We start from the raw sequence: 15,397 nt of genomic DNA, 5'->3' as shown, positions 1-15,397 counted from the left end.
AAATTAAATAACTAAAGAACAACTTACGTTATATAAAGATGAAAAATACGGAATATGCTATAGTCGATATTGAAACCACAGGCGGAAATGCCAGTGGCAGCCGCATTACAGAAATTGCGATCATTCTTCATGATGGCAAAAATGTGCTGGATCGTTATGAAACTCTTGTAAATCCTGAGCAGGACATTCCTCCTTCTATTTTTGGATTAACAGGTATTAATAACGAAATGGTCGCCAATGCGCCAATTTTTGATGACATTTCAGAGAAGGTTCTCGAAATGCTTACAGATCGTATTTTCGTTGCTCATAATGTCAACTTCGATTATTCATTTGTTCATCATCAATTGGAACAAGCTGGTTTTAAATGGTCGGCAAAAAAACTTTGTACTGTTCGTGCAGCCAGAAAAATCAAGCCGGGATTGGGTTCTTATAGTTTAGGAAATCTTTGCAATTCTTTAAATATCAATTTAGAAAACCGACACCGCGCCGGCGGAGATGCAGATGCAACCGCTGTATTATTTTCACTTTTAATGGAATGGGACAGTGAAGGAGAAATTGAAAAAATGATCAAAAAAACAGCACAAGATCAACGTCTTCCTCCTAATCTTCCACCAGATGACTTCAATAATTTACCTGAAAAACCAGGTGTCTATTATTTTTATAATCAGGCCAGAAAAGTGATTTATGTAGGTAAAGCCATAAATGTAAAAAAACGTGTGGCATCACACTTTAGTGGCAACAATATCAATCCTCAAAGACAGCATTTTCTGAGAGACATTCACGGTATTTCTTTTGAAGTCTGTGCCACCGAATTAATGGCGCTTTTATTAGAATGTACCGAAATAAAACAGCTTTGGCCAGCCTACAATAGAGCATTAAAACGTTTTGAAACAAGATTCGGTATTTATCAATATGAGGCAAGAAACGGATATAAATATTTAGCTGTTGGAAAACTAAGCAAATTTCAAACTTGCATTCATGAATTTAATAGTTTGTATAACGCTATAAATTTACTGAGAAGCTTGGCTGAACAATTTGAAATTGATCAAAGATTCTGCAAATATTCGAGACCTGAAGAAGCAGAGCTTCCGCAAAATAATGATATAAAAAGTCTCCCTGATATTCTGCTTCACAACGAACAAGTTGACAATGCTATAGATTTTTTCATAAACAACAGGCCCACTTTTGCCATTATAGACAAAGGAAGATCCAAAGAGGAACGCAGCTGTATCTGGATAGAAAACGGCCATTTTTACGGAATGGGATACATTCCTAGAGATGTTTCGATTCACGATCCAGAAGATGTCAAAAGTTATGTAACGCCTTATAAAAGCAACCAATATATTGAACAGTTGATTTTTGCTTTCGCAGAAAAACATCCAAGCAAAGTATTCTTCAACAAACAATTTCTGAGCAACGTTTCTTAAACCGAACAAAATAGAGCTGTAAAAAAAATTATGACACTATTTAGCGACACCGAGTTATTCACCACTGGACACGGAGGTAAAAAAATATTTGATCTTCCGGATTGCGAACTTATTCTGATTGAAAATTTCTTCAGCAAAGAGGAATCAGATTCTTTTTATGAAAGAATACTTCGTAAAACCAAATGGAGAGAATATGAAATGGAAATTTATGACAAAACTTATACTGTTCCTAGAATGATTGCGTGGTATGAAGACAAAGATAATGCAGGAGCTGATCCAAACGGACCTGACTGGACGTATGAATTATTAAAAATAAGAAGCCGAGTTGAAAAAGAAACCCAGCTTGACTTTAACAGTCTTCTACTAAATTTATACCGAAACGGAAAAGATGGCGTTGGCTGGCATAGCGATCGTGAAGACAATTCTGGCAAAGATCCAATTATCGCTTCAGTTACTTTTGGCGAAACTAGAATGTTTAAACTCCGACATAAATTCAGGAAAGACATTGGTCAAGTTGAGATTCCGCTGCATCATGGCTCCTTTTTATTGATGGCTGGAACGACGAATAGTTTTTGGCAACATCATGTTCCAAAAACGGCTCGCGACGTTTTGCCAAGGATCAATCTTACCTTTAGGAGAACCAATCGAAATCTTTGATTTTTATAACATTGAACTCTTAAAAAGAATCATTTTTTATTTAAAACCGCGTAAGATATTCCTTCTTTAAAAAGTTAAAACATGCACTGTATGAACCTTTTATTAGGCTAACCCTTTCTTTTTTACTATTTTTGCAACCTTTTTCAAAATACAATACCATAATGGCTTATTCTAACAATGATTTATCGCGTTTCTTAGATGCGCAAAACAAACTATATCTTACTGCTCTTTCTGAAATCAGCAAAGGGAAAAAAGAAACACACTGGATGTGGTTTATTTTTCCGCAAATAAAAGGTTTGGGCAAAAGTGATACAGCAAATCTTTATGCCATCAATGATTTGAAAGAAGCTTCAGATTATTTAGAACACCCGATTCTTGGAAAACATTTAATCGAAATTTCAGAACTTTTATTAAGCTTTAAAATGAAATCGGCTGATGGAATTTTTGGTGACTTAGATGCGCGCAAATTGCGTTCGTCTATGACGCTTTTCTCATTAGTTGAAAACACTAATCCTATATTTCAGGAAATTTTGGAAGCTTTCTTTTCGGGAGAATCTGACCCGCTTACTTTGTCTATTATTAATTCAACAATAAAATCATCTGCTGAAGCTGTTGCCTTATAACATTTTCCAGATTATTTGCATCAAAGGAGACATTGCTTAATTGCAATGTCTTTTTTTTTATTACCGTATTTTCAGCATTTTTTACCATGCTTTTTTTTCCTTTATTTCCAATAAAAAACCAAGCTTGTCAAATTCTTAACTCATAAAATAAGAATTTTCAGAGAATTAATTTTTATCTTGCATATACATACCAAACCCCTTAATTAACCAAACCATGTCTGAAAAAATTAAAACCCTGCAAATTATTCATCTCGGTATCTGTGCAGGTACGATCGTGGCTTATTATATTTTAGGCGACCTTTCGATTGAGAAATTGCGTATTCCCAACATCGACTCATCTTCGATAATTTATGTTGCAATTCCGGTTGTCGCATTTGTTTTGAGTACTTTTCTATTCAAATCTCAATTGAAGCAAATTAATCCAAAATTAAAACTCGAAGAAAAATTTCCTATTTACCAAACAGCGTCAATCATGCGATGGGCAGTTCTTGAAGGTGCGGCATTTCTGATCTTAATTTTAAAACCAGATTTTATATTATTTGGAATACTGATTTTAATTTATCTGATTTTTTTAAGGCCAACCGCAGAAAGAATCGATAATGATTTATCAGAATACTAAACCACTCTGCACTAAAAGTGCAGAGGTTTGTTTGACGAGGGACTGAAAGTCCCTTTTTCTATTTCATTCAAGAATGAAATTTGAATCATCATCATTATCTTTCCTTCTATTATGCTCCAGATATTCATTTACCATTTCATCAGTTATATTTCCTGTACTCCAAACTCCATAACCACTTGCCCAAAAATGTTGTCCCCAGTAACGTGCGTGAAGTTCTGGAAACTCCATTTGCAATTTCCTTGAAGTACGACCTTTGAAACTTTTTAAAATTGAACTTACATTTTGCTTTGGCGCATACTCAATATGCATGTGAACGTGATCTGCGCTCACAACTCCTTTCAAAATTTCTATCCCTTCCGCTTCGCATATTTGTATCAAAAGTTCACGACAGCGCTTTTGGATATCACCTTTCAAAACCTTAAACCTATATTTCGTAACCCAAACAACATGACATGTTAATCTGCTTACTGTGTGCGAACCTTTTCTTAATTCTGTAGCCATAAATTAAAGATAAAGATTTTTTCGCATTACTAAAGTACTGCAATAAATTGCAGGGTTTTTAACCCAAATCTGAGACCAATAAAAAAGCGCTTTGTAAACAAAGCGCTTTAAATTTATAGACAAAGTATTAAACTTGAACATTAAACCTGAAACAAAAACCTATTCTTTAGGTTTTGTCAAATAGTAAACAGGAATTCCTGCCAACATTATCAATACGCCCCAGCCACAAGTTGAAAATTTCGTAAATAACAATGAAATACAAATTGCAGTTGCAACGATGATGTAAAGCATTGGCAGAAATGGATAACCAAATGCTTTATAAGGCCTCTCAATATCTGGCATTTTTCTTCTTAAAATAAAAATTCCGTAAATCGTCAAGATGTAAAAAATCAAAACAATGATGATTACGAAATCTAATAAATCACCATATTTTCCAGTCAAACACAAAGCCGAAGCCCAAATACATTGCGCCCATAAAGCCCATGCGGGAACACTTGATTCGTTCAAAACTGCTGCTTTTTTAAAAAACAATCCGTCGTTTGCCATAGTATAATATACTCTTGCTCCGGCCATAATCAAGCCGTTGTTGCAAGCAAAAGTCGAAATCATAATCATGATCGCAATAATGAGCGTTCCAATGTCTCCGAAAATATATTGTGAAGCCACAACCGCAACACGATCTGATTTTGCTGTTGCAATTTCTTGAAGTGGTACAACAGCTAAATACATCAAATTGGTCAAAACATAAATTACAGTTACAATGAAAGTTCCTAAAAACAAGCTCAAACCAACATTTCGTTTTGGATTTTTAATTTCTCCTGCAATAAAAGTCACACCGTTCCAAGCATCACTTGAAAACAATGAACCAACCATGGCCGCAGAGATTCCCGTTATCAAAGCTGTTCCGCTAATTGGAAACCATGAACTGCTGTCAGTATTATAGGATCTTGTTGCCCATCCGTCTGTCCAGTTGGCGTCCCAAATCGAAGCTTTTGCGCCAAGCGTTAATCCAAAAACGATCAACCCAAGCAAAGATAAAATTTTGATAATAGTTAAAACAGTTTGCAAAATTTTTCCGTTTTTCACACCACGACTATTAATAAAAGTCAATACAACGATTGTAAAAATCGAAACTAATTGTGCTGCATTAAGTTTAAAAGAGCCTAATTCATACAGTATATTTTCGTCACTGAAAGGTTCGTATAGATAAGCCGCAAATTTTGAGAAAGCCACTCCAACTGCGGCAATTGTTCCTGTTTGAATAACAGCAAAAAAACTCCAGCCGTACAAAAAGGCAATCAATTTATTGTAAGCTTCTTTTAAGTAAACATATTGTCCTCCAGCTTTTGGAAACATGGCGCTCAGCTCACCGTAACTTACCGCTGCAATAACGGTAATCAATCCTGAAATTAGCCAAATAAGTGTCAGCCAGCCAGCAGATCCTACTTGTCTGGCAATATCTGCACTCACGATAAATATCCCGGATCCAATCATAGAACCTACCACAAGCATGGTTCCGTCTAATAATCCGAGTTCTCTTTTAAAATTTTCTTGGTCGTTTTCTTGCATTTTTTTGGTTTTTGGGTTGGTTAAAGATATACTTTTTTCTGAAATCTTAATCTTCAAATTCTAAATTCTGGTTATTCTTTAAAAATGAAAGCTTGCTTTCTCAAAAAACTTCAATTATATAAAATTTTTTCCCTTTACGTCTTTCCGTAACTTTATATTAGTTCGACTGCTTAATTTTGGAATACTATTCCAAAAAGAAACCGAACCATTTTGAAAAAAATAGAAAAAATAATCAACAAAACTGCTCAAGATCATATCGATTTTAATACTGGCTTAGAGCTTTTATTAGGAAATGATTATAATTTTAAAGAGCTTTTTACAACGTTGCATAATTATATCATCAATTCGATTCCGGACAAGGTTAACTATGACTCGCCATCTTATCAAGAGGCGCTAAAAAGCATTCCATTAAAACCAACTTACACGCCAATAGTACTTTTAAAAACATTCCCAACTAAAATTGCATTTCAAAAATTAGCAGTGCTTCCAGAAGAAGAAAATAAAAAAGTAATAACTGCCTTGTTATGGATTTTTAAAGTAACCGATACCGAAAGAAGAAACACAGAATGCAAGGATGGCTGCAAACATTTTTGGCATGAGCTTTATTAACAAAAAAAACACCTACTCACTTGTTTTACGACAAAATAACTGAATCCAATAAATTTATTTTTTAATCGTACCACTTTAATAGGACTTTAACCAAACCAACTTCAATGAAACTAAACCAATCCTTAATTTTAATTCTTCTGCTTGCTTTTGCACTCTCTTTAAATTCATGTGGCGCTATTGCAAAAGGACATGCGAAAAATCATTTTACTGAAAAAGAACATGCTATTCCGCCAGAATTTGGAAAATTTGACAATCAAGTTCTTCTAATTGTTCTCAAAAAACGTTCGAGCTACGACAAATATGTAAAAAGTGCAGCAAAACGATATCTTGGCAAATATGAATTTATTACTTATGATAAAATTGAATCGGAAAAATATAAAGACAAAACCATCTATCGTTATGTTTTTGATTATGATGAAGGAACTTCGCGAACTGTGTATTATTCAGGCAACTCTCAATTTCATGCACCGCCCTCAAGCAATATAATAACGTTCAAGCAATTTTATGTAAGAGACAGATTTACAGACAAGCAATATAAATCAGGATATGAAAGTGCTTATTTTGGAAAAGCTCTAAAAGCTTATATGGAAAATTTAGAACTGAAAAGATCATCAACAATAAAAATATAAATTAGATCACAATGATCTTTACTGTAAAAGTGGCAATAAAAATTTGCCACTTTTTTTTTGAAAAAAAAAATCCCATTTACGTTTTCCCGTAAGCATATAATTTTTCAACTATTTATATTTGACTTGGTATATAAAATCTCGATTCTAACAAGAAGAATATCAAATAATATGATAGCCACAGAAAGTATTTCTATTTATTCATAACTAACCCAAAACTAACCCATGGAAATGAACCAAAATGAACCATTTGATGCATCAACACATCATTACAATTATGCTGCGAATCTGCTCATCAATGAAAACAAATCAGCTTATGAAACCAAAGCAAAACTTGCAGAACAAGGAGTTAGCGCCGAAGTTGCCGCATTGATTGTTGAAAACCTAGAAATAGAAATTCAGGAAGCAAAATACGAGCGAGCCAGAAAAGATATGGTTTATGGAGCGTTATGGTTTTGCGGAGGCACCATTTTGACGTTTGCTAATATTGGATTTATATTTTGGGGCGCAATCCTATTTGGTGGTATTCAATTTTTCAGAGGGTTGATTAATGTAAATTCTTAAAACTGATTATTTCACCAAAAGAGCAAAACATTTAAAAATTAATACCAAAATACAAATGGGACTATTTGATAAGATTTTTGGTAACAAGGAAAAAGGCCAAATTTCAAAACCGAACCAAAACATACATTATACTGCTTCCGAAAATTTGATGGACGAAGATTTATTTTGGAAAATAATTCAAAAAACTAAAGATATTTCCGGAGGTTATTTTGAAGAACAGCAAGAAGAATTAGCAAATGAGCTCCGAAAACTAACTGCAGATGAACTCATTTTATTTGGCAATAGTTTTAGAAATTTTAGAGGTCAAGCCAATACCTGGGAACTCTGGGGCGCTATATACATCATCCACGGAGGCTGTAGCGACGATAGTTTCAATGATTTTCGCGAATGGGTAATCGCTCAAGGTAAAGACTTTTATTACAAAACAATTACTGATCCAGAATCACTTGCAGAAATTGAAACTAATTTGATTGAGGAATTCGATTGGGAAGGCTTTGGTTTTTTACCCGGAATAGTTTTTGAAGAACTAACTGGACAAAAAATGCCATATCCTTTTCAGGAAAACCATATTACAACCGGAAATAAGTGGAACGAAGATAATGATGATTTAAAACGGATGTTTCCTAAATTATCTGCTAAATATGCGTAATACTTTTCTTTTTTCATTAAAATCTAAATTTTATTAAATGAAATAACTCTACTTTTAAATAAAAGCTGCTGGCAAAACCTGCAGCTTTTTCTTTTATCAAAAAACTCAAAACGCTGAAAAACAGCACTATTAAATTCTTACATTTTATTAAACCCCTTTTTTTATTCTTCTAAAAACATCAAAACCAAATTTTTCTAATATTTTAAATTTTAAAACATCAAATTAGTTAAACAAAATAACATCCGAAAATATAAATTATTCCTAAAATGATTACTAAAAACCAAATTTAAAGACAGTTTAAAAGGCCGAAAAAACATTTTTAACATTTTCACAATACATTAAAAATCAATATATTAAGTTGTGAATTTTTAAAATTTAGAAAAAATAAAATCACATTTGTCAAAGCGAAATATATTTTTATTAAATTTGGTTAAAAGGATAAAAGTGATAAAATACCATCTTTTTTATTAACATTTGTTTACCTAAAACATTATAAACATGAGTAAGCCCCAAAAAGATTCATGAGCCCCAAAAAAGTATCTTTTACAAGTTATTAGCCCCACACAATCAAACAACCAACCTACAAAACGAGAAATATGCAAAAGATCCAGCTTCTCAGAAAAATACGTTTCCCAAACGTCTTTGTTCTTTTGTTAATTGTTTTCATTACATGTGCCTTATTAATTTGTATAAATTTCTTCACCATCAAAATACTATCTGCTAATAGAGCTTATGTAAATGGCGAATCACATTATTCAAAAGGCCAAAAAGATGCAGCGCGCCACCTAATAACTTATCTGTATACAAAAGACCAAAATCAATGGAAATTATATCTTGAAGAATTAAGTGTTCCTCAAGGCGACGGGATTGCACGCAAAACACTTTTAAAAGCAGGCGACAACCTGATTGCGCGACAAGGTTTTTTAGCGGGAAGAAATCATAGAGATGATTTGGACGATATTGTATGGTTATTTGTCAATTTTAAAAAAGTTCCCTTTTTAGCAAAAGCAATTTATGAATGGGAACAGGGGGATAATTTAATCTATGAGTTATTTGTAATTGGAACAGAAATCGATGCCAAAATCAAACACAATTCATTAACCGTCCAAGAACAAAGAAAATTCCTTGAACGCATCAGCTCTATTAGTGATCGATTGACGATTAATGAACGTAATTTTTCAAATACTCTTGGAGCCGGAACTCGAAAAATAAAAGATTTACTGATTATTACCAATATTGTTTTCATTCTAATAATTGTATGCAGCATATGCCTTTATTACTCAATAATGGTAAAACGATTATTGACATCAAAAAAAGAAATTGAAGTAAAAAATGAAAATCTACTACTGGCAAATCATGAACTGGACTGTTTTGTTTATAGCGCTTCGCATGATTTAAGATCACCAATCACTTCTCTAAAAGGCCTAATAAAAGTCACTCAATTAGAAGACGATGTGAGCCGAATCAAGGAATATTTAAATTTAATGGAGCAAAGTTTAGCAAAACAAGATCAATTTATAAGCGACATTATTGATTACTCAAAAAACAAGCGTGCGCAAGTAATCATGGAACCTGTAAGCCTGAAGGAATTATTTGAAGAAGCGATTTTGCAATTGATGCATATTGAAAATGCAGACCGAATTACATTCACAAAAGAATTACTGGTTGATCAAATTCACAGTGACAGTTTAAGATTGAAAATCATCATATCAAACTTGCTCTCAAATGCGATAAAATATGCCGACTCCAGCAAACAAGAAATGTTCATTTCTATCAAAACTTCATTGACCGACGGCTACAATAAAATTGAAGTGACAGACAACGGAATTGGAATCAAAGAAGAATTTAAGGATAACATTTTTAAAATGTATTTTGGAACCAACAAAAACAAAGGTTCCGGACTTGGACTTTATATTGTCAAAGAAGCTGTTGAAAATATAAAAGGAAACATATCTGTATGTTCAGAAACAACAATTGGAAGTAAATTCATAGTAACAATACCGAATCATTATGCCATTTAGCCCAACATTTTTATTAATCGAAGATAATTTGATTGATCAGCTTGTAATGAAACAATTGCTGAAAAAAGTACTTTCTGTACATAAGATCCACATTGCCAATAATGGGCAAGAAGGACTTCAATGGCTAGCAAATAGTAAAGAAGCAGACAAACCTTTGATCATTCTTCTTGACATTCAAATGCCCTTTATGAATGGTTTTGAATTCTTAAAAGAATATGATAAACTGGATTCGAAATTAAAGATCGAAACCTTAATTTATGTGCTTTCGTCTACCTTGGACCAAGACGAAATTGATAAAATAACTGGAAATAAATATGTCTGCAAAATGTTAAGCAAACCTTTTCCAATCGACGAATTTAAGGACGACTTTTATATCAATATTATAGCTTCTTAGACTCTTCTATCAAAACGCGATTTACTTGCGAAAAAGCTCTTTCATAATACGGCTCTTTTGTAGAAGAAATCATTACACCGCCGTGAGTTGAGGAGTGCACAAATTTAATTTCGCCGTCGCTTACCTCGACTACCATACCTACGTGATTAATATGGCGTCGTCCGTTGGTTTTAAAGAAAATCAAATCTCCTTTTTGCGCTTCGTCATTGTCAACTTTTGTACCAATTCTCGATTGCTCAATTGAGCTTCTTGGCAATTTAATATCGAAGTTTCCAAAAGTGCAAAACATTAAACCAGAACAATCAAAACCGGCTTTTGTTGTTCCGCCGGAACGGTAACGTGTTCCTATATTTTGTGTTGCATTTAAAATCAGTAAATCAATTAATTCAGAATGATTGCTCACACGCACCATCGTTGAATCCATTTTCACGCTAGTTTTATCGGCAATCTGAATGTTTTCTTCCTGGAGCGGTTTCATTTCAGCAGGTGCCGAAACCGGATTTAGCGCCACAATGGCATCTGCTTTTTCTTTAGGAATTTTTAGTTTTAAAACATAGCCTACTGGCAATTTCCCTTTTATAAACGGGTTTTGTTTTTCAAGCTCTGCAACTGTAATTCCGTACTTTTTGGCAATTGCATATTTTGTTTCTTTTGGCTGAACCTCAACAACAACCTCAACCTCATTTGATTTTTCTGGAACTTCAACAGGTTTTTCAGCAATTGTTGCTCCATTTGAAGGAATGGTGATTTTTTGTCCTATTTTTAATCCATCGGTTTCAATTGACGGATTTGCTTTTTTTAAATCATCGACCGAAACGTTGTATTTTTTCGAAATTCCCCAAAGGGTTTCTTTTGGCTGGACATCGTGAGAATCAGAATTTGCAATTTCAGCCTTATCAGAAGATTTTAATGCTATAGCTTTATTTTCATCAGGCTTTAGAGTGACTGCCTTGCTATTGTTAGGGATTAATAAAACTGAATTAAGTTTCAGAATTTTTGGAGCATTCGGATTTGCATCGACAATATCCTTTGGTTTAACTCCATATTTTTTAGCAATAACAGTAATATTTTCTCCTTTCGAAATTTTATGTTTAATGTATTTGTCCTGAGAAAAAACACTGACACTAAAAAAAAACAGCACTATTATAAATCTACTAATCATTCTAATCATTTTATCACCACTTCTTTCGAACTTTATTTTCATAAAACTCAAAAAAAACAGTTTTGTTGTTTGGGGCAAGGCGAATTTAACTTTTTAAAGTAAAAAAAGCACATTTTTTAACAACTATTTTCATCCAGATTAACAGTTTCGGCATAAATATTGAGCCAACTTTTTGAAATGCAGTTTCTTACATAATTTTTAAAATTCAAGATTTAATAGTAACTTAACTTTAAAAAACTTGTGAAAAAATTACTCTCTTTACTTATTATAATTCCATTTTTCTCAAATGCACAAATAATAAATGGAATTATAAAATCTCAAATCGGAAATTTGCCAATAGAAGATGCCAATGCCTATGTGTTGCATGCTAAAATTGGAACTATTACCAATGATAAGGGAGAATTTTCATTAAACCAAAAAATAGAAGAAAATGACACCCTTCAAGTATCTCATATCGGACATATCACATCAAAAATTGCTATTGCAGACCTAAAAAAATTAAATTACATCATTATACTTAAAGATGACATTCAAAATCTAAAAAATGTAAAAATCTCAAATCGAAATGTAAAATTAAAACCCAAACTTCATTCTATTAAACTAGCACCTTTACCAACTAAAATCGCTTCATTTGGATCTATTTTGAACAACAACAAAATCTATATTCTTGGTGGAGATGCAAGTATTAAAGCCGATCCATGGGAAAAAGTTAGACAAGAACGGCCAGAATTTACAATGCAAGATTATCTAAGAGAAATTAGTTTCAATCCAAACATGTTTTCTTATAAAAAAGATTTACTGATCTACGATATACAAAACAATTCTTGGGAAGATTCAAACCTCAAATTTAAAAAAAGAGCGTTTCACAATCTTAATTATTACAATGGCAAAATATATGTTTTAGGAGGAAAAAGAATCTCCAATAATGGAATTTTTGAATATTTACAAAACGAGATTGAAGTATTTGACATTAAAAACCAAAACATTCAAGTTGATAAAACAAATCCACATCAAGCATCCAATGCTGCTTCATTTACTTACAACGACAACATCATTGTAATTGGCGGTTCAATAAAAATGGATGCAAACAACGAGAAGACATTTACAAACAAAGCACATCAATATAACATCACTTCCGGTTATTGGTATGAACTTCCAAGCATGCCAGTCGCTAAAGAAACTTCAGGTGTATTAATAAATGATAAAATTTATTTAATTGGCGGAAGCAATGGCAAAAACACCTCTCAAATTGAATTTTTTGATTTAAAAACTGAGGAGTGGCATACTGAAGGAGAATTATTCACAGCACTAGAAAGACCCGCAGTAACTTTTAATGAAAACATTATTTATTTTTTTGAAGACAATACAATGTATCTTTATGACATTCAATCAAAACAATTAAAACAATACATTACTGACATTCGACTAAAAGGATCAAGTATGCATTATTACAATAACAAATTATACATCTTGGGCGGAACTACGCAAGACTACTTCTCAACTCTTCCTTCAGACAATGTATATAGCATTGATATTGAAGAATTCGATAAAACACAACTAAATCGCATTAAAGTTTTATCATCTGCAATAAAAGTTACTAAAGTGAATTTATAATTCATTAATTCCTCTAGTAACAATAAAAAATGCCCTGTTTTCACAGAGCATTTTTATTATAATTGAATCTTAAAAATTAAGCTTTTCCAGCCGCAATTAAGTTTAATGCAGAACCAGCAACAAACCAGCCGATTTGGCCTTCGTTGTAGGTATGGTTAGCCAAAATAATATCTTTTGTACCATTTGAGTGAACAAATTCTAGTGTCAATGGTTTTCCTGGCGCGAATTCTGTTAAATCTAAGAAATTGATTGTGTCATCTTCTTGAATTTTATCATAATCGGCTTCGTTTGCAAAAGTCAATCCTAAAAGACCTTGTTTTTTAAGGTTTGTTTCGTGGATACGAGCAAAAGATTTTACCAAAACAGCTTTAACTCCCAAGAAACGTGGCTCCATCGCAGCGTGCTCACGAGAAGAACCTTCACCATAGTTGTGATCTCCAACCACAATAGACGGAACTCCAGCGGCTTTGTACGCGCGGGCAACAGCAGGAACAGCATCATACTGGCCTGTTAATTGGTTTTTAACCGAATTTGTTTTTTGGTTGTATGCATTTACAGCACCAATCAGCATGTTGTTTGAAATATTATCTAAATGTCCGCGGAAACGCAACCAAGGTCCAGCCATAGAAATGTGATCTGTAGTACATTTTCCGAATGCTTTGATCAATAATTTGGCGCCTGTGATGTTTTTACCGTCCCAAGCGTCAAACGGAGCCAATAACTGCAAACGCTCTGAAGTAGGATTTACGACAACTGTAACTCCCGAACCGTCTTCAGCAGGAGCTTGGAATCCTGGATCTTCGGCGTAGAAACCTTTAGAAGGAAGCTCGTCTCCTGTTGGAGCGTCAAGCATTACTTCTTCGCCTTCTTCATTGATCAACTTATCTGTTAATGGATTAAAACTTAAATCACCAGCAATTGCCAATGCCGTCACCAATTCTGGTGAACCAACAAAAGCTAAAGTATTTGGATTACCGTCTGCACGTTTTGAGAAGTTACGGTTGAAAGAATGCACAATCGTGTTTCTTTCTTCTTTTTCTGCTCCTTCTCTATCCCACATACCAATACATGGTCCGCAGGCATTTGCAAAAACTGTTGCCCCAATTTTATGGAACGTATCAATAAATCCGTCTCTTTCGATGGTAGAACGCACCACTTCAGAACCTGGCGTAATGGTAAACTGTGATTTCGTTTTTAGATTTTTATTTGCAACTTGTCTTGCCAATGAAGCGGCGCGTGAAATATCTTCATAAGAAGAGTTTGTACAAGAACCAATCAAACCAACCTGAATTTGCAAAGGCCAGTTATTTTTGATGGCTTCCTCTTTCATTTTAGAAATTGGAGTAGCCAAATCTGGTGTAAAAGGTCCGTTTAAATGTGGTTCTAATGTAGATAAATTGATTTCGATAACTTGATCAAAATATTGTTCTGGATTGGCATAAACTTCTGGGTCACCTGTTAAATAGGAAGCTATTTTGTCTGCCGCATCAGCCACTTCAGCTCTGTTTGTAGAACGCAGGTAACGGCTCATAGAGTCATCATAACCAAAAGTTGAAGTAGTTGCTCCAATTTCAGCTCCCATATTGCAAATTGTTCCTTTACCTGTACAAGACATAGAAGTCGCACCTTCGCCGAAATATTCTACAATTGCACCGGTTCCTCCTTTTACAGTAAGAATACCTGCAACTTTAAGAATAACATCTTTTGGAGCTGTCCATCCTGATAATTTACCAGTCAATTTAACTCCAATAAGTTTAGGAAATTTAAGCTCCCAAGCCATTCCTGACATAACATCTACAGCATCTGCTCCACCAACACCAATTGCCACCATTCCTAAACCTCCTGCATTTACAGTGTGAGAATCGGTACCAATCATCATTCCGCCAGGAAATGCATAATTTTCAAGCACTACTTGGTGGATAATTCCTGCTCCTGGTTTCCAAAAACCGATTCCGTATTTATTTGAAACAGAAGACAAAAAGTCAAAAACTTCATTACTTTGTGTTTTGGCTCTAGCCAAATCGGTTACAGCATCGACTTTTGCCTGAATCAAGTGATCGCAGTGCACCGTTGTAGGAACTGCTACTTTAGATTTTCCAGCGTGCATGAATTGCAATAATGCCATTTGCGCAGTTGCATCTTGACAAGCAACTCGATCTGGCGCGAAGTCAACATAATCAATTCCTCTTCCAAACGCCTTAGTCGGATTTCCATCCCAAAGGTGGTTGTATAAAATTTTCTCTGTTAAAGTAAGCGGACGACCAACAATCTCACGCGCTTTGTCAACGCGGCTCGGCATGTTTTCGTACACTTTTTTAATCATTTCGATATCAAAAGCCATAGATTTATTTGTTTTATTATT

Annotated in this window: 15 protein-coding genes; 11 read left to right on the top strand and 4 right to left on the bottom strand. The window is 33.9% G+C overall.

Annotated features, from left to right (window positions below; translation table 11 throughout):
- Positions 1 to 38 precede the first annotated feature (38 nt).
- The 4 genes from SCB73_RS11880 (at position 39) to SCB73_RS11865 (ending at position 3,326) form a co-directional block, all read left to right on the top strand.
- On the top strand, positions 39 to 1,427 hold the full coding sequence (locus SCB73_RS11880) for an exonuclease domain-containing protein (RefSeq protein ID WP_320566451.1): 1,389 nt from the start codon (positions 39 to 41) through the stop codon (positions 1,425 to 1,427).
- 30 nt (positions 1,428 to 1,457) lie between these two features.
- Positions 1,458 to 2,084, top strand: coding sequence for an alpha-ketoglutarate-dependent dioxygenase AlkB family protein (locus SCB73_RS11875; protein ID WP_320566450.1), 627 nt, complete (start codon positions 1,458 to 1,460; stop codon positions 2,082 to 2,084).
- 161 nt (positions 2,085 to 2,245) lie between these two features.
- Positions 2,246 to 2,707 carry a DUF1810 domain-containing protein gene (locus SCB73_RS11870; RefSeq protein ID WP_320566449.1) on the top strand — a complete coding sequence of 154 codons (462 nt, stop codon included), beginning with the start codon at positions 2,246 to 2,248 and terminating at the stop codon, positions 2,705 to 2,707.
- Positions 2,708 to 2,921: 214 nt separating this feature from the next.
- Positions 2,922 to 3,326 (top strand): MFS transporter, encoded by a 405-nt coding sequence (locus SCB73_RS11865; RefSeq protein WP_320566448.1) that lies wholly within the window; start codon positions 2,922 to 2,924, stop codon positions 3,324 to 3,326.
- A gap of 63 nt (positions 3,327 to 3,389) precedes the next feature.
- Here SCB73_RS11865 and tnpA read toward each other — a convergent pair whose 3' ends face one another.
- Positions 3,390 to 3,827, bottom strand: a complete 438-nt coding sequence (gene tnpA, locus SCB73_RS11860; protein WP_320566447.1) for an IS200/IS605 family transposase — start codon at positions 3,825 to 3,827, stop codon at positions 3,390 to 3,392.
- Between the two features lie 159 nt (positions 3,828 to 3,986).
- Positions 3,987 to 5,396, bottom strand: a complete 1,410-nt coding sequence (locus SCB73_RS11855) for an APC family permease (protein WP_320566446.1) — start codon at positions 5,394 to 5,396, stop codon at positions 3,987 to 3,989.
- Between the two features lie 210 nt (positions 5,397 to 5,606).
- Here SCB73_RS11855 and SCB73_RS11850 point away from each other — a divergent pair, with 210 nt between their 5' ends.
- The 6 genes from SCB73_RS11850 (at position 5,607) to SCB73_RS11825 (ending at position 10,259) form a co-directional block, all read left to right on the top strand.
- Positions 5,607 to 6,005 carry a DUF5958 family protein gene (locus SCB73_RS11850; RefSeq protein ID WP_320566445.1) on the top strand — a complete coding sequence of 133 codons (399 nt, stop codon included), beginning with the start codon at positions 5,607 to 5,609 and terminating at the stop codon, positions 6,003 to 6,005.
- A 104-nt stretch (positions 6,006 to 6,109) separates the two neighbouring features.
- A complete protein-coding gene (locus SCB73_RS11845) occupies positions 6,110 to 6,634 on the top strand; it encodes a hypothetical protein (protein WP_320566444.1) in 525 nt (174 codons plus the stop codon).
- Between the two features lie 222 nt (positions 6,635 to 6,856).
- Positions 6,857 to 7,195 carry a hypothetical protein gene (locus SCB73_RS11840; RefSeq protein ID WP_320566443.1) on the top strand — a complete coding sequence of 113 codons (339 nt, stop codon included), beginning with the start codon at positions 6,857 to 6,859 and terminating at the stop codon, positions 7,193 to 7,195.
- Positions 7,196 to 7,250: 55 nt separating this feature from the next.
- Positions 7,251 to 7,844, top strand: a complete 594-nt coding sequence (locus tag SCB73_RS11835; RefSeq protein WP_320566442.1) for a DUF4240 domain-containing protein — start codon at positions 7,251 to 7,253, stop codon at positions 7,842 to 7,844.
- Positions 7,845 to 8,440: 596 nt separating this feature from the next.
- Positions 8,441 to 9,865, top strand: a complete 1,425-nt coding sequence (locus SCB73_RS11830; RefSeq protein ID WP_320566441.1) for a sensor histidine kinase — start codon at positions 8,441 to 8,443, stop codon at positions 9,863 to 9,865.
- Positions 9,855 to 10,259 carry a response regulator gene (locus SCB73_RS11825; protein WP_320566440.1) on the top strand — a complete coding sequence of 135 codons (405 nt, stop codon included), beginning with the start codon at positions 9,855 to 9,857 and terminating at the stop codon, positions 10,257 to 10,259. Before SCB73_RS11830 ends, SCB73_RS11825 begins: the two co-directional genes overlap by 11 nt.
- Here SCB73_RS11825 and SCB73_RS11820 read toward each other — a convergent pair.
- The gene (locus tag SCB73_RS11820; RefSeq protein WP_320566439.1) at positions 10,246 to 11,421 is read right to left on the bottom strand and encodes a LysM peptidoglycan-binding domain-containing protein; all 1,176 of its coding nucleotides are present in this window, start codon (positions 11,419 to 11,421) and stop codon (positions 10,246 to 10,248) included. The genes SCB73_RS11825 and SCB73_RS11820 overlap by 14 nt on opposite strands.
- A gap of 240 nt (positions 11,422 to 11,661) precedes the next feature.
- Between SCB73_RS11820 and SCB73_RS11815 the strand changes: the two genes are divergently transcribed.
- Positions 11,662 to 13,035 carry a carboxypeptidase-like regulatory domain-containing protein gene (locus tag SCB73_RS11815; protein ID WP_320566438.1) on the top strand — a complete coding sequence of 458 codons (1,374 nt, stop codon included), beginning with the start codon at positions 11,662 to 11,664 and terminating at the stop codon, positions 13,033 to 13,035.
- A 76-nt stretch (positions 13,036 to 13,111) separates the two neighbouring features.
- Here the strand turns inward: SCB73_RS11815 and SCB73_RS11810 are convergent, their stop codons facing one another.
- Positions 13,112 to 15,376 (bottom strand): aconitate hydratase, encoded by a 2,265-nt coding sequence (locus SCB73_RS11810; protein WP_320566437.1) that lies wholly within the window; start codon positions 15,374 to 15,376, stop codon positions 13,112 to 13,114.
- Positions 15,377 to 15,397 lie beyond the last annotated feature (21 nt).

Source organism: Flavobacterium sp. KACC 22761 (assembly GCF_034058155.1).
GTDB lineage: Bacteria > Bacteroidota > Bacteroidia > Flavobacteriales > Flavobacteriaceae > Flavobacterium.
Note: the sequence above shows the minus strand (reverse complement) of the source record. Positions and strands in the feature narration are given on the sequence as shown.